Annotated in this window: 11 protein-coding genes; 4 read left to right on the forward strand and 7 right to left on the reverse strand. The window is 42.0% G+C overall.

The features are described from left to right. The first annotated feature begins 123 nt into the window (after positions 1 to 123). The 3 genes from VB836_RS25360 to VB836_RS25370 all read left to right on the forward strand — a co-directional run bounded on the left by VB836_RS25360 (position 124) and on the right by VB836_RS25370 (position 3,595). Positions 124 to 819, forward strand: coding sequence for an N-acetylmannosamine-6-phosphate 2-epimerase (locus tag VB836_RS25360; RefSeq protein ID WP_046279491.1), 696 nt, complete (start codon positions 124 to 126; stop codon positions 817 to 819). Positions 820 to 1,171: 352 nt separating this feature from the next. Continuing rightward, positions 1,172 to 3,004 (forward strand): penicillin-binding protein 2, encoded by a 1,833-nt coding sequence (mrdA, locus tag VB836_RS25365; protein WP_323223668.1) that lies wholly within the window; start codon positions 1,172 to 1,174, stop codon positions 3,002 to 3,004. 396 nt (positions 3,005 to 3,400) lie between these two features. Beyond that, the gene (locus VB836_RS25370) at positions 3,401 to 3,595 is read left to right on the forward strand and encodes a hypothetical protein (protein WP_046279493.1); all 195 of its coding nucleotides are present in this window, start codon (positions 3,401 to 3,403) and stop codon (positions 3,593 to 3,595) included. Here VB836_RS25370 and VB836_RS25375 read toward each other — a convergent pair. Then, positions 3,586 to 4,191: a hypothetical protein gene (locus VB836_RS25375; RefSeq protein WP_323223671.1), complete on the reverse strand. Its 606-nt coding sequence runs from the start codon at positions 4,189 to 4,191 to the stop codon at positions 3,586 to 3,588. The two genes, VB836_RS25370 and VB836_RS25375, sit on opposite strands and share 10 nt — an antisense overlap. Positions 4,192 to 4,246: 55 nt before the next feature. Next, positions 4,247 to 5,896, reverse strand: coding sequence for an ABC1 kinase family protein (locus VB836_RS25380; protein WP_323223685.1), 1,650 nt, complete (start codon positions 5,894 to 5,896; stop codon positions 4,247 to 4,249). A gap of 164 nt (positions 5,897 to 6,060) precedes the next feature. Here VB836_RS25380 and VB836_RS25385 point away from each other — a divergent pair, with 164 nt between their 5' ends. After that, entirely contained in the window at positions 6,061 to 7,257 is a 1,197-nt protein-coding gene (locus VB836_RS25385; RefSeq protein WP_323223672.1) for an FtsW/RodA/SpoVE family cell cycle protein, read from the forward strand. 5 nt (positions 7,258 to 7,262) lie between these two features. Here the strand turns inward: VB836_RS25385 and VB836_RS25390 are convergent, their stop codons facing one another. The 5 genes from VB836_RS25390 to VB836_RS25410 all read right to left on the reverse strand — a co-directional run bounded on the left by VB836_RS25390 (position 7,263) and on the right by VB836_RS25410 (position 20,647). Continuing rightward, positions 7,263 to 10,139 (reverse strand): PAS domain S-box protein, encoded by a 2,877-nt coding sequence (locus VB836_RS25390; RefSeq protein WP_323223674.1) that lies wholly within the window; start codon positions 10,137 to 10,139, stop codon positions 7,263 to 7,265. Between the two features lie 185 nt (positions 10,140 to 10,324). Further along, positions 10,325 to 10,690, reverse strand: a complete 366-nt coding sequence (locus VB836_RS25395) for a DUF2237 family protein (RefSeq protein ID WP_323223676.1) — start codon at positions 10,688 to 10,690, stop codon at positions 10,325 to 10,327. A gap of 198 nt (positions 10,691 to 10,888) precedes the next feature. Further along, positions 10,889 to 11,464 (reverse strand): hypothetical protein, encoded by a 576-nt coding sequence (locus tag VB836_RS25400; RefSeq protein WP_323223678.1) that lies wholly within the window; start codon positions 11,462 to 11,464, stop codon positions 10,889 to 10,891. A gap of 556 nt (positions 11,465 to 12,020) precedes the next feature. Further along, positions 12,021 to 16,835 (reverse strand): Ig-like domain-containing protein, encoded by a 4,815-nt coding sequence (locus VB836_RS25405; RefSeq protein WP_323223679.1) that lies wholly within the window; start codon positions 16,833 to 16,835, stop codon positions 12,021 to 12,023. Between the two features lie 140 nt (positions 16,836 to 16,975). Further along, positions 16,976 to 20,647: an Ig-like domain-containing protein gene (locus VB836_RS25410; RefSeq protein WP_323223682.1), complete on the reverse strand. Its 3,672-nt coding sequence runs from the start codon at positions 20,645 to 20,647 to the stop codon at positions 16,976 to 16,978. Between the last annotated feature and the right edge of the window lie 672 nt (positions 20,648 to 21,319).

Genomic DNA, 21,319 nt, shown 5'->3' on the forward strand with positions numbered 1-21,319 from the left:
TCCTTTCCGGGTACAAATTCCCCAAAATTTAAGAAATATAAAATTTACTAAAAAGATTAAACCGTTAATAATAAATAGCCGTTAAATTAGATAAGATAAGCAAAATTACAGGATTCAGCAAAGATGGCCTATGAGAAAAATCTTATTCCCCCTCAATCTTTAATTGTTTCCTGTCAGGCGCCGGTTGACTCCCCTTTGCATCATCCTATTGTGATTGCAGCGATGGCGAAAGCGGCTATAAACCAAGGTGCAGTCGGAGTGCGAGTCGATACACCCAATCACGTCAAAGCGGTGCGAGAAGCGATAACACAGCCGATAATTGGACTGTGGAAACAACAGATTCCTGGCTTTGAAGTTTATATTACACCTCGGTTTGCAGATGCAGTTGCGATCGCCGAGGCGGGAGCTGATATCATAGCCATAGATGGGACCTTAAGAAACCGTCCCAACGGAGAAACCCTCAAAACCCTGATTCCGAAAATTCAGCAAGAATTAGGTAAACAGGTAATGGCAGATATAGACACTTTAGAAGCAGCAATTGAAGCCGCTTCATCAGGTGCAGATTTTGTCGGGACGACCCTTTATAGTTATACAAAAGCAACTGAAAATCTGTCTCCTCCTGGCTTTGATCTCCTCGAAAAGATGGTGCAGAAACTCGAAGTTCCGGTGATTTGTGAAGGCGGTATTTCTTCACCCGAACAAGCAAAAAAAGCAATCAAATTAGGTGCGACTGCGGTGGTTGTGGGGACGGCTATTACGGGAATAGATATTCAAGTCAAAAATTATCAAACTGCATTATTAACACAATCTAGGGGGTGAGAAGATTCGGATCACGAAGCAGTCTAGAACGGATCAAAAATTGAGCAATTATTGAGGAACTTTAACCCAGAGTTAAACGTCCTTAAAACTATCAATCACCGAAACCAAAGATGAATAACCCTACGGATTTCTCAGAATCAGAAAAGAAGGGTTATTGAATCAATTACTCTTCATCTCGCTTTAAAAAGTAGGTTCACCGCGATGAGTTTCGCAACTCATTGATGGTTTTCTCAACAAGAAACCCCTCGTACTTCCTGTTAGATTTTCAACAGGAACTCAAAAATTTATCGTCTTATCCGGATTTTCACCTCCCTTCATCGGGAATAAGAAATAATACACTAATGTAATTCCTATGACTACGGAAACCTTATTTGACTATCAACCCAAGTATGTAACAAAAGCAGACGATGTGCAGGATTCCACCGTCAGACGTTCCCGTTTGCACAAAGGGATTATTCTGCTATTGGTAATTAGTGGTTTGATGAGTGTGTATACCCTTCAACTTGCTAAACTGCAAATTGTTCAAGGAGAATATAATCGACTTTGGGCTGAAACGAATCGTCTGCGTTTGTCACCTGTTCCGGCTAAACGAGGAGAAATTCTTGATCGCAAAGGAGAAATACTCGCCACCAGTCGTCTGTCTCGTTCCGTTTATTTGTGGCCGCAAGAACAATCCCCCGAACAATGGAAAAAAACCGCTAATCAGTTAAGCGAAATTATCAAAATTCCTGAGACTCAAATCTTAGAACAACTCGAAAAAGCGGGATATAATTCTCGGCTTCCCGTGCGAATTTATCAAGATATTAGCCCTTCAATGTTCGTCGGTCTTGCTGAAGAAATGGGTAAATCTAGAGGCATTGAAATTCGTGGTGAGTCCAGGCGTAACTATCCGAATAATAATTTAGCCTCTCATCTATTAGGATACATTGGAGAAGCCACCCTCGATGAACTCAAAGCCAACCCCAATTATCCGATGGGGATGATAGTTGGGAAATCAGGCGTTGAAAGTAAAGCGAATTCTGACTTAGAAGGTGCTTGGGGAAATCGCTTAGTCGAAGTCGATGCGCGAGGAAATGAAATTCAAGAATTAGGCTTACAATCTCCTATTTCTGGAAAACCTGTTCAACTGACTCTCGATTACAAATTACAGAAAATTGCAGAAGAACAATTAGGTAACAGACGGGGTGCAGTGGTGGCAATTGATGTCAGAACCGGGGCTGTTTTAGTGATGGCAAGTAGTCCAAATTATGACCCGAATCAGTTTACTCGTCAGTTAACAACGAAAGAATGGAATCAATTGCAAGGGGGAGAAAATCCACTTCTTAATCGTGCGGTACAAGGATATCCTGTGGGCAGTACCTTTAAAGTTGTTACTGCGATCGCGGGGATGGAATCTGGGAAGTTTAAACCCAATTCTACATTGATGACTTCGGCGGCACTTCGAGTCGGTAATATTTCCTTCCACGAACATAATAAATCGGGTTATGGAGTGATTGGATTTAGAAAGGCGTTAGCAGTGAGTAGCAACACCTTTTTCTATCAAGTCGGAATGAAAGCAGGCCCCGAACAAATTTCTAAATGGGGTCGAGAATTAGGGATTGGCGGTTCAATTAATTTAGATCTTTTAGGACTAGATGGCGCCAATCATGGTCAACTTCCAACCCCTGCGGAGAAAGAAAAAAATTACGGTGAACCTTGGTATTTAGGGGATACCGTTTCGATGTCAATTGGTCAAGGGTTAGTGTTAGTCACGCCGTTAGAATTGGCGGTGATGACTTCAACCGTTGCCAATGGCGGATGGCGAGTTCAACCTCATTTATTAGCCTCTCAAACGAATACAAAGGAAACTCAACGAGTGAAAACAGCGATTTCTGCTGCTACTCTAAATGTTGTTCGTCAGGGGTTAATTGATGTGGTCAAAGAAGGAACTGGACGACGTTTAAATGATGGTACGATTCCGTTAACGGGGGGTAAAACAGGTACAGTAGAAATGCCAGGAAAACCCGATAATTCCATGTATATTGCTTTTGGGCCAGCAGATAAACCGGAAATTGCGATCGCGGTTGCGGTAGAAGCGGGGGGTTATGGTTCGGTGTCGGCTGCACCCATCGCCCATGAGATTTTTAAAGGCTATTTCGGCCCACCCAAACCTAAAGCACCCGCCGCGAAAAAACAGAAGAAATAGTCGATTATTTCATCCCTAGAGATCAACCCAAAAACCCGGTTTCCTAAGAGTGATATCATCTCCGATTAATCAATGATCATTGTGTAGGGGCGGGTTCATTACAGTTTACAGTTATACAGTTATCAGTTATCAGTTTTTACAGTTATCACGGGTTACTGGTCACTGTTAAGGGCGGGTTTATGTCTATTATTTCTAGGAAAACATAGATTGACTCGCAACCCGCCCCTACTGGTCACTGTTTACTGTTCACTGGTCACTGTTTAAACCCGCCCTTCCCCCATAACAGAATTGAGCAACCGGACAGGGTATGACCGGGTTTTTAATCCTAATTATCTTTTGAGTGAATTTATGTTATGCTGAGAAAGTCGTCATTAGATAAAACCAAGCCTTCTCTGAATGTTTAATGTTGAAATCGATTCCCAACTTGCCCTATTTTTATTGTTTTTTCATTGTCTGATTGGCGGAATTGCTGCACTGATTGCCAAACAAAAAGGTCGCCGTTTCAATCGATGGTTAATATTAGGATTGATTGGCGGTACACCAATATTTTTTACAGCACTTTGGATTAAACCTAAAGAATATCAAACTTGATGCTGTGCCATGTTGAACAAAATACCGAGAATCTTATCAACCTCGCTGATATAATAAGAATCGCGGTCAATATAAGCAGTCTTCTCAACCCACTTTAAAAACTTCCATTCATCCCCCGTTGTTACTGCCCCATAAATACAAGGCAAGCTTATATTTTCTTGCTGATTGTAAACATCAGCCGCGTACATTTCAGCAATACATTGTCCCAGACAGGATACAATATTCTCGTTTTTAGCCTCAACAATGGCAATCACAGGTTTTTCTAAATAGAATTGTTCTGCTGAAGCGCTCAAAATATAGTCACAAAATCCAGTGAGTCCCCGCTCTTTATCTACATTAAAATCAATCCCTGAAAACAGACTAATCCGATCTGAAAGCCTCTCTTTAATTTCGAGCAGAATATTAATGATGATCAACTCTGATCGCGCTTTTTCGGTATTAATAGCCAGGGCTAGCGGAACATTTCGTTGTAAGGTTTGTTGTAAATAATCGCTCAGTTTCAAGGGGATAGCATCACTAAATAGAGAGAAGTTTTCAATCGTTTGCAGACCGAATTCTGACTTGACTTTCTTGAGGGTAAATTCACTGTATGCCATGTTAATTTTCCCGATCTGATGGTTGAAGTTCCCCGAATTTATGAGCGTATCAATACTATTTTAAACGACCTGAACGTAAAATACTCACAATCAGCCATAATCCAAAGAAACTCGCAACCCCAAACAAAGCATTTGTTAAAATAGTAAGTTGAGGAGTTTGTGCGCCTGTCGTGACAATTGCCGCTCCAATAATCAGGGCTGCAACAACAATACTAAATGAAAGTCGATTAGCAGAATCATCTAAACTACGACGCAGGGGATCTAACTCACTCAGGGTTATATTCCATTTGAGCGTTTCAGAGGTGACTCGATCTAATAACTGTTCGACTTGACGAGGAGACTGCAAAGATAAACTTTTCATATCCAATGCAGTTCTTAATAACGTTTCCATCGGATTTTCTCCCAACAATTGACGTTGAAATAAATCCGTCATTAACGGCTTAATTTCTTCCAACAAATTCAACTGCGGATCGAAAGATCGGGCTACTCCTTCTAAATTTGCTAACGTTTTAGAATACAATCCTAAACTGCTGGGAAGTTTGATTTTATGATGACGAGCCAAGGCTAAAATCTCATAAAAAACCTCAGAAAACTTGATTTCAGACAAACTCAAGTTATAATACTTTCGCAACATTTTTGCATAGTCATTTTCCAGCTTGGCTAAACTGGGAGGACGGGCAGACTCAGCAATTTTCATCGTTAATTGAGTGCAGCGTTGAGCATCGAGATCGACAATCGCTAAGAGCAATTCCGTTAAAATTTGTTGACTCCGGGGATCAAGACGACCCACCATTCCACAGTCTAGTAAAGCGACTCGACCATCGGTTAGATAAAATAAATTACCCGGATGAGGATCAGCATGAAAGAAACCATCAATATAAAATTGTTTGAAGAAAGCGCGACAAACGAGGGTACTAATTGCTTGGCGTTCGGCCGTAGCATCTCCGTTGTAATTTTGACCGTCTACTTTTGCCGTTAAAATCGGTTTTCCATTCAACCACTCTAACACCAATAACTTCGCTGTTGTCATCTCCCAATAGACTTTGGGAACCATGATTTTTGTCGGGTCAAACCAACGACTTTCAGATAAATTGGTTCGCAGTTGATCCGTATGTATCGCTTCCTTTCTAAAGTCTAATTCGGCTCTCAACGCATTGCCAAATTCTTCAGCCAAGGCAACAATATCATAATCTTCGCCGAAGTCCGTTAAAGCAACTAATTCTCCCAAACCTTTGAGAACAGAAATATCTTGTTCGATAATCCGATCAATACCCGGACGTTGAACTTTCAGGGCGACTTCTTGACCCGTTTTCAGGGTAGCACGATAGGTTTGAGCAATAGAACCTGCGGCGACAGCCTCAGTGTTAATTTGAGCAAATACATTTTCTAATGGCTGTTTTAACTCTCCCCACAGTAAAGCTTCCATTTCTACCCAAGGGACAGGCGGAACTTGAGCTTGTAGAGTGGAGAGGGTTTCAATGTAGTCGGCGGGTAAAATATCAGGACGGGTGCTGAGTAATTGTCCTAACTTGACATAAACCGGGCCTAACTCGATTAAAATATTGCGAAGGACCGCAGGTGTTGGTAAATTGGGTTCATCGGCTTTGCCACCTGTTAGCAAGCCGCGCATATAGTCCCAACCGTTGCGGAAGACAACTTCAACAATTTGGGCTTGGCGAGAACTGTTTTGAGCAAGGTTAGAGATCACGATGCCTTTCCAAATTGGGTTTATTCTTAGTATTGTAATCGTTTGTAAATAAGATAGACAGAAGCGCTTTTTTATGCTAACTCCTACTCAGGGGGTAATCTCGCAGACTGTCAAATCCTCGCTACAGCAAATTTTGTCATTGTTAAGCTAAACCGACTCCCATGAACTGGCGATATCTGATTCCCTTTTTTGATCCCACTGTCGAACATTGGTCAATGGAAGCCCGCCTCTTACGGTGGTTAACGTTTCTTTGGCTGAGTGTCGGGTTGGTGGTGGTTTTTTCGGCTTCCTATCCGATTGCGAATGCTGAACATGGAGATGGATTGTATTACTTCAAAAGACAAGTCCTCTGGACGCTGGTCGGAATGGTAGGATTTAATATCATTGTCAGAACTCCCATTTATTCAGTCTTAAAAACGGCGCGAGTTGGTCTTTTTAGCGTTCTTGGGTTGCTGGTTCTGACCTTAATTCCGGGTTTGGGAACTTCAATTAATGGGGCGACGCGCTGGATTTCTCTGGGTCCTTTGCTGTTACAACCGTCTGAGTTGATGAAGCCTTTTTTAGTCTTACAAGGTTCTCACTTTTTTTCGGATTGGAACCGCCTCACTTGGAAAGTTAGACTCACTTGGTTAGGCATTTTTTCAATTGTTTTATTAAGCATTTTAATTCAACCTAACCTCAGTACAACAGCTTTATCTGGTATAACGTTGTGGTTGATTGCCTTGGCGGCTGGACTCCCTCTCATTTATTTAGGAGGAACGGCTTTAGGAGGGATACTTTTAGCAACCATTAGTGTCAGTTTTAAAGAGTATCAACGACGTCGGATTTTGTCTTTTCTCAATCCTTGGGCTGACCCGATGAATGATGGCTATCAATTAATTCAAAGTTTGCTGGCTGTCGGGTCAGGTGGAGTTTGGGGAACGGGGTTAGGATTATCACAGCAAAAGCTGTTTTATTTACCCATTCAATATAGTGATTTTATCTTTGCCGTTTATGCTGAGGAATTTGGATTTATTGGCGGTCTTCTCTTATTTTTGCTGTTGGCAGTTTATGCTACAATTGCCTTGAGAGTGGCTTTAAATGCTCGTCAAATTGAACATCAATTAATCGCTGTTGGCGTGATGGTGGTGATGGTGGGTCAGTCTATTTTAAATATTGCTGTGGCGACGGGGGCGTTACCGACTACGGGTTTACCTTTACCGCTATTTAGTTATGGTGGAAGTTCGATGATAGCGAGTTTAGCTTTGGCTGGATTATTGATTCGAGTCGCTCGAGAAAGTAATCAAGCTGAAGTCGTTTCGTTAGAAAAGCAGCCCTCTGAAACTCGACAAAGGCGATTCCCTTCTCGAAGAAATTAAGCGTTTTAAAATCGAGATTTGTACTTTAATTGAGCAAAAATTAATTCAAAAGAGGTACCCTGACTAAAGTTTCGGTTCAGGGTTGCTCTCAATTGTTTAGATAAAATCTGCACTAACTTTAGTCCTAATGAAGTTAAATTGTCCCAGTCGAGATTAGAAGAAATTCCCACCCCATTATCTTGAACTTTCAGGTGAAGTTTTTGTTCTAAATCTTTATACAATTCTACATAAACTTCTCCCGAACGACCATGAGGAAAAGCGTGTTTTAAAGAATTGGTAATTAATTCATTAATCAACAAACCACAAGGAATAGCAGTTTCTAAATTAATTTTAATGGGTTCTACATCAACGATTGATTTAACTAAACCTTGAGTATCGCCCAATGAGAAAAAGAGATTATCGACTAAACGATGAATATAATCACCAAAATTGACTTGTCCTAAGTCCGTTGATTGATAGAGTTGCTCGTGAATTAATGCCATACTTTGAATGCGGGTTTGACTATCAGAAAAGAAAGCTAATAATCTTTCATCTTGAACTAAATCTGATTGTAAATCGAGTAAATTAGAGATAATATAAAGATTGTTTTTAACCCGGTGATGAATTTCGCGCAATAAGACTTCTTTTTCGTTTAATGAAGCTTGCATTTGTTCTTCAGCTTGTTTGCGTTCGCTAATATCACGGACAAAGCAAAAGTTAAACTCTTGTTTTCCGAATATAAGATGATTAGCGGTAATTTCAACCGGAAAAATACGACCACTTGCTGTGCAATGCAAACTTTCAAATGTCATTGAACCCTGAGCTTTGATTTTCTGCCAATATTCTGACCAACTTTCTAACGGAAACTCCGGATCAATATCGTGAACCGTCATTTTTAAAAGGTCTTCTTGAGAAAATTCTAAAGACTGGCAAGCCGCTTCATTGACATATAAAAAATGAGCATTTTTATCAATCCAAAATACCGCATTAATCGCTCGATCTACTCCAAATTGAGTTAATTGTAATGTTTCTTCAACCCGTTGACGTTCTAAGGCGCTGACAAAAATCTCTCCGATTAATTTGAGTATATTAATACTAGCTTCACTCCAGGTTTTACGATAACAAACTGCATCAAATCCGACGAACCCAAACAGTTGACTGCGAGAAACTATCGGAACACAGAGAATAGATTGAAGAGACTGTTTCATCCAGGTGTTTTTTTCCAAAATTGCAGCGTCAGGAAGATCAGCAATATTAGGAATATTTAGCACTTCAAATCGCTTCAGTTTTTCCAGTAAGTACGGAAAGCATTCAACCGCAATATTCTGTAAGCAGTGTCGCTGAGGTGAAATATTGCTTGCACACCATTCGTGAGTATTACTCATATAGATGCCATCTTCAGAGAGTAAAAATAAATAACTCCGATCAACTCCCATAAACTCACCGATTCGCTGCAAAGCCCCTTGAATTCCGCTCTCAATTTCATCAGCATTGAGATTGATAAATTGTGTGGAAATACTGGTAACAAGTTGTTCAAGTTCGACTCGATGTTGAAGTGTCTTTTCAGCTTTTTTGCGTTCAGTGATATCTTCTGCTATTCCAGCAACCCGATAAATTTCTCCGGCTTCATTGCGAATCGGAAAAGAGCGATCGCGAATCCAGCGAATTTCACCATCAGGTCGAATAATTCGATATTCTAAATCTTGATGGGATTGAAACTTTTGAGTCATTTTTGTTAAAGCAGACTCACGATCTCCTGGATGAATCGCTTCCCCAAGATAAGATAGAGGTTTATGATATAATTCTTGGCAAGAACGACCCCAAATTTTTTCATAGGCGGGAGAAACGTAAATCGTTTGTTGTTGATGAGGATCGATCATCCAAAAAATGCTTTCAATATTTTCTGCAAGTTGACGAAATCGTTCTTCACTCTGTCTCAATGCAGTTTCCGCTCTAGCGCGATCGCGAGTTTCGATAGCCAAAGATGTGATATAAGCTAAATAGGCTGCAAAATTTTGTTCTTCTAGCTGCCAAGTTCGCGGTTTTCCAATATGTTCTAAGCACAAAATTCCCACTGTTTTACCCCCTGAACAAATCGGAACATCTAACATTGATGTAATCCCCAAAGGGAGTAGGTAAGAGTGAAACAATTCCTGAGTTCGAGGATCAGTGGAAGCATTTTCAACCGCTATCAGTTGTTCGTTTTCTATCGCTTTAAAATAAGTGGAATACTGGGAAATATAAATTTCTTGACCCTGAGAATGTTGGCTCAGTAACAGTTCATACAAGTTAGAACAAGTAATTTTAGAGCATTCCTGATTATAAAACCAAATTCCCGCTCGGCTAATATTTAACGTATGAGCCGCAATTTGAGTGATCGTTTGCAGTGCAGCTTGTAGATTTCCATTATGAATTTCTGGACATTGGAACAATTCCATCATTACAACTTGTTGAAATTGCAAATGCACTTTACGCAGTTCTCGTTCTCTGTGAGCTTTCTTGCGCTGGGTAATATCTGAACCGATCAGTAAAATTCGTGTTTGTCCGTCTAAATCGATTTGTTCTCCAAACAGTTCTACATCAATAATTTTTCCAGATTTTGTACACCATTGAATTTCCTGATTAGCGATTCTTTGATGTTGTTTTAACTTTTGAATAATTTGAGTACGTTCTTCAAGATTATTCCAGAGTTTTAGCTCAAGACTCGTTCGACCAATGATTTCTGATTTAGAATAACCCATCAGCCGAAGAAAACTTTCATTGACATCAATTATTTTTCCATCATTAGGACTGCTAATTTTGATAGCTAACGGCAGATTTTGAAATGCTTTTTTAAATTTTTCTTCTGACAATTTTAGTTTTTTCCTTCTTTGTTTTATCCTAATTTCTGCTTTTTTATTCATCGGTTATAACGGCTGAACTGATGATTATTTGAATCTGGCTATTCAGTAAAATTGACCGCACAGAAGAGTTCAAAATAAAAGACTAGCAGAACATGATCATTTTGCTAAATCTTCTCTAAAAAACATGACAGATGAGAAAACTTCACGTTCTACTCAGTCTTAAAATAAATGTTGATTCTTGCCCTTTAAACATCAAGTGCATGAGCTTTTAGTTCTTCTAAACTAACATACTCTAATGCGAGGACATGAGTTGATTTTAAGCGTACAGGTGGAGCAACTCCTGCGTCTAGAGCTTCTTTCCAGCGTTGAGCGCACAGACACCAGCAATCACCCGCTCTTAAACCGGGAAAATTAAATAACGGATTGGGTGTCATCAAATCATTTCCTCGACTGCGGGAAAACTCCAAAAATTCTGACGTGACTTGAGCGCAAATAACATGAGCGCCTAAATCACCCGAACCTGTATTACACACTCCATCTCGATAAAACCCCGTCATCGGAGAGGTACAACACACTTCGAGTTCATTCCCTAATACATTCGTTGCAGACATAACCTCATTCTGGAAATAGAATTGCTTTTAGCAGTTTAACACTGACTAAAAATCTTGCAGAGTTATCCATCAATTTTGATGAGGTTAGCTTTATTGAGCTTACAATCTTGTATAATACCAAATTTAAAGGACTTACAGATCAGAAAGTTGTTGAGGATTTCTGATGTATAAGCCCTACAAATCGGAGTATTTTTGAATTTAGGAACTTGGCGTGAGTTGAGGAAGAGATTTGCCCAGAGCCAAGTATTGCGGTGTCATCTCAGTTTCTAGCATAAACTGGCCCTGTTGACCGTAGGCTTCTATTAAAGCTTGATGAGCCAGTTCAGCCATGACTTGAAACTCCTCAATCGCTTGAGAGTAAGCACTTTCAGTTTGTTTAACGCTTTGGGCTACTCGTTCTAAACGTTTAATGGCTTGAGCAGCTTCGAGTTTGCGTTGGTTGAGTTGCGGTTCGAGTTGCTTGAGTTCCTCTTGTTTCAAAGCTAAAGTTTGCTTGGATTGCTGCAACTGTTTGACTCGATCTTTTTCACCTTTGATAGACTGAAAATGGAGTTGTAAACGCTCCTCTAACGGCATCAGTCTGTGAGGGGGTTGAAAAATTGAAGGCGTTTCCAGTTGAGAGATTGTATCTGTTAATTGTTGGATTTCAATCTGGAGTTGGGAGAACTGATCTGAGAGATTAGATTGAGATTGCACAGTTTCAGATGTTGAATAAACATCAGAGGAAACGAGGGTTAATGCCTTTTGATTCAGGGGTTGAGACTTGACAGCCATAATTAAAGTTTGTTCGTCTTTTGATCGGTTTTCAACGATGCCCCCTGACATTCAGGATAATTCTTCTCTATTGTCTACGGGCGCTTTGACGTGATGCACTCTCAAAACTATCCTGAACAATCGGGAATGATTCCTGTTCAAAATCAAAACGTCTATAAATTTTGTTCCAGAACTCAAACTGTCACAATTCTGGAAGTGGGAAAAGCTTCTACCAAATGTTTGTTTATAGTTTAGCACTATAACAAACTGTAACAATTATAAGATCATCTTTGATTAAAATCAAGGTTTTTTAGTGATCAGTTTTTGTCAACTTTGGCACTCGGTCAACCTAGATTTATACTCATCAAGGCATTGGACTGAAGTCGGGACTGAGGGAATAGGGAAAAGTCAATTAACTGCTATTGTTAGCGGGCTTAGACCCAGTGGAACAGGGACAAATTCGACAAAGCGATCGCTCCGGGGACTTGATTGTTTATTGAAAATTAGCCCTAAAATAAAGTGGGCATCTCTTGACACCCACTTACTGATTTTAACAGAAAATATTCCCTAAATTTTGCTAGATAATAATCAAGTCATCAGCTAACAGTTCCGTGATTCCTGTTACACCTTGAAGTTGAGCAATAATCTGGGAATTATCACCGATGAGATTATTACCATCTCCATCATAAATCAGATAAGTATCGCTACCATCATCAAACGCAAATATTCCCGCTTCCCCTTCAGTTAGGATATTCGTTGAAATATCAGTTTGAACAGTAGTAACAATGTTGATAGTTGTACCAAACTCCAGTTTAATTTGATCACCACCCGTTGAACCCAAACCCTCAAAATCAGTAATCACATCAAACTGACCTAAACCAATTTGAGTATTAATTGCATCCGTCGAACTCGCATTAAAAGGTAATCCTCCGCCATCTTCAGAACTCACATAACGGAATAAATCCCTTCCGCTACCTCCGGTTAGGTTATCTACTCCAAGACCTCCCGTAATACTATCATTTCCAAGACCTCCAATCAGGTTATCGTTATCGTTATCTCCGCTTAGAGTATCGTTTCCTTCTAGACCGTCTAAAATGTCATTTCCACCTAAACCATTGAGGTTATCGCTGAGAGTTCCTCCTGTGAAAGTTTGAGGATTGTCACTCGAAAAGTTTTGTATATTCACTCCAACCCGACCAGTATCTATTCCACCCCGACCATCGCTAACTGTGTATGTAAACTGATCAAATCCAGTCGTTGTGATCCGAACATATTCTATAACGGAACCATCGGTTGTTACATTATTAGCACCTGAACCCGTTACCGAAGATACTGTTAAAGGATCACCATCAGGATCACTGTCATTTGCGAGAACATCAATGATGAAAGGATCTCTGTTATTCGTAACAAAAGTACCCTCATCATTAGCAATAGGAGGACGGTTAAACTCTAAAACGCTTGTTGCAGTATTGCTGTTAAGTTCGCCATCATTGACAACAAATTGAACTGTGCGATCGCTTAAATCGGGATCGGGATCTTCATTCTCATAAATAACCCGTCCCAAAATTGCCTCATACTGTGCTAAAGTTGCACTTCCGGTAATACTCAAAACCCCCGTAGAGGTATCGTAATTCGGCCTCACCCCCGCAGGTAATCCACTAACAGATAAACCCTCATTGACGCCATCTGGAGGATTAACTAACGTCACTGTTGCTGACGCAATATTTGTATTATCGGGGTCAACAACACTGGTATTTCCAACATTAACAACGGCTGTACCTGTTCCGCCAGTGGTAAAAATGCTAGCGTAATCAGTACCCGTTGTAGTCGTGTCTACATCCAACAAAGGCGGATCATTAACTGCAATAATATCAATGCTTGAAGTCGCCGTATTGCTACTAAGTTCACCATCATTGACAAACACTTCAATTGTGCGGGTTGTGGTGTTGGGATTTTGGGAGAGGTTATTGTAAACCACTTGACCAATAGCGGTTTCATACTGTAGTAACGTTGCAGATCCCGTTAAATTCAGAACACCAGTCTGAGTATCATATTCACCAGCAGTAATTCCGCTAGGTAATACTCCATTAACCAACAAAATATCATTCGTACCATCGAAAATGTTAGTCAAAGTAACGGTCGCTGACTCAATATTAGAATTATCTGGATCAACAACACTAATATTCCCAGAACTTGCGATACTAACTGCGCCTCCATCTTCTGTAAATGTATTCGTAAAGTCTGTAATTGTTGCAGTCGTATCGAGAACAAGTTCCGGCGGATCATTAACTGGAATAATCTCAAGATTTGTCACCGCAATATTGCTACTACTCAAACCATCATTAACCGTTACCTCAATTTCTCGGCTAACATCAGTGGGATTTTCGGAGGTATTTGTATAAACAATTTGTTCAATTGCAGTTTGATAATCTTCTAACGTTGCGCTACCTGTGAGTGAAACAACTCCAGTAGATGTATTATAGCCAAAGTTAATCGGTGCAGGTAAACTTCCGTCACTGATCACTGATAAACTTTCAGCATCGCCATCTTGCAAGTTTGTAATCGCAATAGTCGCCGATTCTAGACTGGTATTATTAAAGTCAGTAATACTCACAGAATTTGCAATATTAACGGCAGTACCTCCCTCGGTAAAACTGGTGTTAAAACCTCTTCCCTCTGCGGTTTCATCCAAGTCTAACTCCGGTGCAAAGTTAACTTGTACCGTTGCAGTAGCAACATTACTCTCCTCGATTCCATCATTAACAACCACCTCAATAATACGGTTAGTCGTATCAGGAACTTCCGCAGTATTATTGTAGACTATTTTGCTGATTGCGCTTTCATAAGTAGCGAGGAGTGCAGTTCCCGTTAACGTAATGATTCCCGTTTCTGGATTAAAATCACCGACTGTAATTGCATTGGTTAAAGTACCCGTAAAAGTTAGGGTTTCACCCTCATCTTGAGGATTGGTAAGTGTTACCGTCGCTGATACCAAATTGGTATTATCCGTATCGGTAATATCAACTTTATTGCCAATTGATACGGTAGTTCTTCCGACGGTAAATGTAGTGGTTAAATTGTTTCCGTCTGTTGTACTATCGAGATCTAAAATTGGCGGATCATTATTGATTTCAACATTAATAAAAACGGTTGCAGTTCCCGTTTGACCATTACTATCAACGGCTGTATAAGTAAACGAATCAACACCAGAAAAACCTTCTGGGGGCGTATAAATTAACGACTGACTATTAATTGTAACTGTTCCGCCATTTTCTGTGGTGTTATCGACCTGAGTAATTGTCAAAATATCGATCAGTCCACCTGCTGCTAAATCATTCTCTAACAGTTGAGTTGTACTAATAGTCAATTGCTCATTTTGTAATCCAGTGAAGTTATCATCACTGAGTTCTGGAGGGTTTGTATTCGGTGTAGGAGTGGGAGCAGGGGGAGGCGTGGGTTCTGGGGGAGTAGGTGAGGGCGTAGGTGAACCCCCTGGAGTGGGGCTGGGTGTAGGTGTAGGTGTAGGTGTGTCTGTCGGTGTAGGTGTGTCTGTCGGTGTAGGTGTATCTGTCGGTGTAGGTGTATCTGTAGGCGTCGGTGTCGGTGTGGGAGTTGGTGTGGGAGTCGGTGTGGGAGTTGGTGTGGGTGTATCTGTAGGCGTGGGTGTATCTGTAGGCGTCGGTGTATCTGTAGGCGTCGGTGTATCTGTAGGCGTCGGTGTATCTGTAGGCGTCGGTGTGATAGGACTATCTGGGTTTTCAATAAAGTCTGTGGTGGTGAAATTCGCACTACTAACACCTTGGAGAACCGCTAAAAATTCCCCTGTATTTTTATCAATCAGAACCGTATCGCTTCCTCGTCCTTCGATTAATAGATCTTCAAAAACAAGCCCACCTGTTAATCCAATTTTGTCAACACCTGCATCAAAATCTGTAATAATATCAGCCTGTTCAATCGTTTGACCCCCTGTAGTTCCGATAATAATACTACCACCGGACTCAGACTGATTTAGCACCAAACCAATAGAGAAAATATCGCTTCCTTCGCCACCTGTCAGAACATCAGCACCGCGATCGCCAATTAACAGATCATTACCGATATCACCCGATAACGTATCAGGGCCTTTACCCCCATTGAGAATATCTTCGCCTTGACCCCCAAAAATCCCATCGGCGCCAATATCACCACTGAGAACATCATCACCTGCATTTCCGATAAGTTGATCATTTCCCGCCCCTCCGAAAGCCGTATCATTCCCGACATCGCCGAAAATAATATCATTCCCTTCGCCACCGATCGCACTATCATCACCTTGACCGCCATAAAGTTGATCATCGCCAATACCGCCATCGAGGAGATCAGTCCCGGAGTTTCCAAACAAGAGATCATTTTCATCACCCCCAAAAACAGAGTCATTTCCCTCACCGCCAACAACGGTATCATTCCCCTTGTCACCTAAAACAACATCATCGCCAATACCGCCATTTAAACTATCATTATTCTGACCGCCATACATAGTATCGGCGCCAACTCCGCCTAAAAGCGTGTCTGAGTCTTTATCCCCAAAAATTGAGTCATCGCCTGCATCTCCTAAAATAAAGTCATTACCTTGACCCCCTCGCAGACAGTCATTTCCTTCACCGCCTTGAATGCCATCATTACCTTGATTTCCGTTAATAACATCATCACCTCCGTCTCCACTGAGAATGTCATCTCCGGCTAAACCAAAAACGGTATCATCACCATCAAGGGCGGAAATATTGTCATTGAAGTCGCTACCCAAGATTGAGTCCCCATCTTCGGTTCCCACACCAGCGCCTTGAATAAAGATAAACTCAGGTTCCGGTTCAGGTTCGGGTTCAGGTTCCGGTTCCGGTTCCGGTTCCGGTTCCGGTTCAGGTTCGGGTTCCGGTTCAGGATCAGGTGTGGGTGTAGGTGCGGGTGTGGGTGCGGGTGTAGGTGCGGGTGTGGGTGCGGGTGTAGGTGCGGGTGTGGGTGCGGGTGTCGGTTCAGGGTCAGGTTCGGGTTCGGGGGGTTCAAAGTCATCCGGTGTAAACAGAAACGAACCCGCAGGCCCCGGTTCAACCTCTCCCGCATCACCAGCAAGAGTTTCAAAGCCGCCATCTTCTACTGGACGTAAAACAATCAGTTGACCCGTTTCAACCGATACCGCTTCTAAATAGTTTTCATTCGGAACAAATACCAGTTGTCCGCCTTGGTTAACTAACGTTCCAAATCCTAAATCTTCGGGACTAATACTCTGAACAATACCCGGTGTATCTGTTTCAACCAGAACAGCAATTTCACCTACAAATAATAATCGATTACTGGGTTGAACTCGTCGAGCGACAACCGCAGAAATTTCTGAAACACCAACACCTGTAGAGGTCATAATTTTAACTCCTTTTTAAAAAAATCAGTCGTAAAAAGCCAGGGATTAAAGCATAAAAAATCAGGCAATTCATTCTAGGGGCGGGTTCACTTATATTGACATTTTCCCAAAAACAATATTAATAAACCCGCCCTGACTCACTAAATAATCGTGAAGTCGTCCGAACCGATAATCGTACTAATATTATCAGTTGATGGGTCAATAGATGCCAGAATAGCCAAGTTAAACGCAGGTAAACTATCATCGCTCAAGTCTGGATCAAAAGCGAGAACATAGTTCCCTGGAAAACCCGGGAAGCTGAGATTATTTCGATAGACAATTAACGCCGAACTATCATTAGAACCATTTTGATTTTTCAGTTGAGCATTTACCGCTTGAACATCATCAAAAGTATCTCGGAAAATGATCAACTGTCGGCCCGTAATATCATCCCCTTCCGAACCCAAGCTGCTGATAATAATACTTTGCAGAGGTGTAGACGTACCCACATTTGAAACCAAACCGGGGAAACTCACTCCCGATGAAAAAATAAAGAACTGATCGTTACCCGCCTGATCAAAGTCACTAATAATATCAACCCCTTGACCCTGATTGCTATAGTAGAAAACATCATTTCCGGCATCCGAAATCAAGAGATCGCCACCTGCACCCCCCTCGAGGGTATCATCTCCCAAACCCCCTCGGATGGTATCATTACCCCCATCTCCGAACATCAGATCATTATCTTCCCGTCCAAAGATCACATCATCGTTATCTCCACCAAAAATGGAGTCATTCCCCTGTTCTCCAATCAGAGAGTCATTACCCTTTTCTCCAAAAATATTATCGTTTCCAACTCCACCACTGATGGTGTCATTTCCCCCACTCAGAGAACTAATTCCTCTATCTCCTAACAGGGTGTCATCTCCCTGATCGCCGGAAATGGAGTCATTCCCCTGATCGCCTGCAATTACATCACTATTATCTTGACCCAGCAGAGTGTCGTCATCTTCTCCACCCCGGATAAAATCACGACCCACACCACCAAAGATCACATCTTGACCTTCGTCTCCGCGTAGGGTATCCTCACCTGCATTCCCATTGAGAGTATCATTACCAATTCCGCCAACCAGAGAATCATTCCCCTCTTGACCCAACAGAGTATCATTGCCGTCACCGCCGTCAATGACGTCATTACCCGTACCGCCATCGAGGGAGTCATTACCGCCTAAGCCTTGAATCACATCACGACCACCAGCCCCTAAGATAGTGTCATTAACATCTGTACCGACGATCGCTTCACCTAAGTCGCTACCATTGGTTGCATTTCCGGGGGTTGTATTTAACGTGCGGTCAACGAGAGTAATATTAAAGAAGGCTTGCGGTAAAGTCCCAATACCATCTGTAACCGCAAAGATGAATTCATCTGCTCCCGCAGGGCCATTGCCGTCATAGCCAATTGAACCCTTATCAATATCTTCCTGAGTAAAGCGATCGCCGAGTCGCAAGGGTTCAGTTTGGCTTCCCCGTCGCAGCAAATCACCGCGTTGAGTCCCTTGGGTGATAATGTACTGAATTTGACTGGGGGGATCATCGGGATCGACCGCTAACAAGGTATCTCGGCTAATGCTTGTCGCTTGAGGATTGCTCAAATCGACCACTAACAATTGATTATTCGCTAGAACCGGAGGCTGATTAACGCTGATGGTGACTAATGCGGTATCGCTATTATTCCCAGTGTCAATAATCGTATAGCTAAAGGTATCAACTCCCAGAAAACCCGATCGAGGAACATAAGTAAAGACTCCACCGCCTTGATTGATCAGTTGTCCGCCTGTGGTTGGACTAAAGGCGGTGACTTGAATTACATCACCGTCAGGGTCGGTATCATTGGCCAGAACGTTAAAAGTAACGGGTTGATCCTGATTTCTCCTAATCTGATCATCATTCGCCACAGGTGGGCGGTTTGGCGGAGGTGTGGGTGTTGGATCGGGTGTTGGGGTGGGATCGGGTGTGGGTGTTGGATCGGGTGTGGGTGTTGGATCGGGTGTGGGTGTTGGATCGGGTGTTGGGGTTGGAGTTGGAGGTGTTGGAGTTGGAGTTGGAGGGGTAGGAGTGGGAGTTGGAGGTGTTGGGGTTGGAGTTGGAGGGGTAGGAGTGGGAGTTGGAGGTGTCGGTAAATTATCGAGGGAAACGGAAACAAAGTTATTTTCACTCAAGCTACCACTATCAACCCCAAGCAATACGGCTAAATATTCTCCTTCTTCGCCTCGACGAATAATTGTATCTCCGGCGTTTTCGCTGCTTTGAGAAATATCGAGATCGCTGAAGTTCAACCCTCCAGCTAACCCAATAAAGTCATCCGGTTGAAAATCTTGAACAATATTGGCTTCTTCAATACTCGCACCGCCTGTACCTTCTGCGATCGCAAAGGTATCACTTCCGGTACCGCCTGTTAAAGTATCGGCGCCTTCTCCACCAAACAGAAAATCAGATCCCACTTCACCGGAGAGTTGGTCGTTACCCTCTCCACCCAAAACTGCATCCGAACCTGTTCCAGCAAAAATGGTATCATTTCCGGTATCACCTGATAGCGAGTCCGCGCCATCATTGCCAAAAATTAGGTCTTCGCCACTGCCGCCATAAACGCTATCATTGCCTTCATCCCCCCAGAGAACATCATTATCTTTATCTCCAAACAGCAGGTCATCATCTAAACCGCCTCGTAGGGAATCATTAGATTGTCCGCCGTAGAGGGAATCTCGACCTTGACCCCCGATTAGAGTATCTTCGCCTAAATTACCAAATAAACCATCATCCCCTTCATCTCCAACGAGGCGATCGCTTTGTTTTCCACCATAAATTTGATCGTTGCCTGTTCCCCCTTCTAAGGTATCATTGCCTTCATTTCCAAACAGAAAATCATTGCCTTCATTTCCCCTGAGTTGGTCATCTCCGGCTAAACCAAAAATACTGTCATTTCCTTCTAAACCATCAATCACATCTTCTCCCGATGAACCGGTGATGGTATCATCTTCGGTGGTTCCTTTGCCAATGCCTTCGATCAGAATCGGTAGATCTTGAGGAATAACATTAATCACGACTTCAGCTAAATCTGTAGCGGTACCGTCGGTAACGGTATAACTAAAGCCATCTTGACCAAAAAATTCGCGGTTGGGTTCGTAGGTAAAGATTCCCGCTCCCGCAAAAGTGATTGTACCATTTTGGGTTTGAGTAAATGTCCCAATACTCAGGGTATCCCCATCGGGATCGGTATCGTTTTCTAAGACGTTAAAGAAGGTGGAATCACCTTGCTTCGTTTGGAATTGATCATTGACACCGACAGGAGGTTGATTGGATCTGAGGGTATCATCACCGCCACCGCCATCGGTTGTATCATCGCCGCCACCGCCATCAGTCGTATCATCGCCGCCACCGCCATCAGTCGTATCATCGCCGCCACCGCCATCAGTCGTATCATCGCCGCCACCGCCATCAGTCGTATCATCGCCGCCACCGCCATCAACGGTATCATCACCAGCAAATGGAGGAAGACTGATTAATGAGACAAACAAAACACCTGTTGATCCTCCGGGTAAAGTTGTCCCGAAGATCTCCTCAATTTCGAGATCTTCTTCAAATTCTAAGCCTTCGTTTTGGATGCGGTTTGAGAAATTGAAAGTCTGAAAAACTCTGTTACCGCCTTGGGTAAATTCTGTTTCTGCAATCTCAATCAGAATGGGTGTACTTGTAATCGGATTAAGAACAAAACTGCCATCGGCATCGACTAAATTCGCAGCAACGCTAATAAAACCTACCCCTACACTGGTCATAATTTAACCTCCTATCAATTGACCTAATTTGTCCAATATTTTGTGAAAATTAATCCCGCCAACTTTTGGCTGTTAAACTCTAAAAAGATTCTATTTTGTGCTATTTTTTGGGATTTTATCAAGACCTTAAACACCCTCAGCTTTCAATTTAGATATCATGTGTTATTGGGTTTTGTAAAATGTAAATCAGCCCGAGAGATCGGTCTAATCATTTGAGAGTTGAACCCCATTCACCGTTTAGAGTTTACAAATTCATCAGGGAAATTGACAACTTTGGGATAGTCTAGATAGATTTATAGATTTAAAAAATATATCTCTAAAGCCTTTAGAAAATACCGAAACAATTAGCGATTGATTGAGACCAGTGAACCTTTTAATGTTAATCATTATGTTTGTATCTGCCAGTCTGATTGAACAAAAAGTTGGCGCTTCGGGAGGATAAACGAGTCCAAACTAACAACAGGAGAGTAAACCGATAGAATTTTATTGCACTTCGAGAGAAGACTCTCAGTTTTGATGATGCAGCCTAAATCAAGAATTAATTCTTCATCTTTTCTCTGGCAGGAGACTCCCGTTATAATCTTCGATTTAACGGGAGAGGAATGCCAGTCCTTTATGTAGGTTTACAACTAGGTGACTTGAATAGCGAAGTAAACAAGTATTTTTGTCGTT

This window comes from Limnoraphis robusta BA-68 BA1 (assembly GCF_034932365.1).
Lineage (GTDB): Bacteria > Cyanobacteriota > Cyanobacteriia > Cyanobacteriales > Microcoleaceae > Capilliphycus > Capilliphycus robustus.

Coding starts and splice junctions, on each gene's coding strand:
- VB836_RS25360 (WP_046279491.1), top strand. CDS start 124: ATGGCCTATGAGAAAAATCTTATTCCCCCTCAATCTTTAATTGTTTCC.
- mrdA (WP_323223668.1), top strand. CDS start 1,172: ATGACTACGGAAACCTTATTTGACTATCAACCCAAGTATGTAACAAAA.
- VB836_RS25370 (WP_046279493.1), top strand. CDS start 3,401: ATGTTTAATGTTGAAATCGATTCCCAACTTGCCCTATTTTTATTGTTT.
- VB836_RS25375 (WP_323223671.1), bottom strand. CDS start 4,191: ATGGCATACAGTGAATTTACCCTCAAGAAAGTCAAGTCAGAATTCGGT.
- VB836_RS25385 (WP_323223672.1), top strand. CDS start 6,061: ATGAACTGGCGATATCTGATTCCCTTTTTTGATCCCACTGTCGAACAT.
- VB836_RS25390 (WP_323223674.1), bottom strand. CDS start 10,139: ATGAATAAAAAAGCAGAAATTAGGATAAAACAAAGAAGGAAAAAACTA.
- VB836_RS25395 (WP_323223676.1), bottom strand. CDS start 10,690: ATGTCTGCAACGAATGTATTAGGGAATGAACTCGAAGTGTGTTGTACC.
- VB836_RS25400 (WP_323223678.1), bottom strand. CDS start 11,464: ATGGCTGTCAAGTCTCAACCCCTGAATCAAAAGGCATTAACCCTCGTT.
- VB836_RS25405 (WP_323223679.1), bottom strand. CDS start 16,835: ATGACCTCTACAGGTGTTGGTGTTTCAGAAATTTCTGCGGTTGTCGCT.
- VB836_RS25410 (WP_323223682.1), bottom strand. CDS start 20,647: ATGACCAGTGTAGGGGTAGGTTTTATTAGCGTTGCTGCGAATTTAGTC.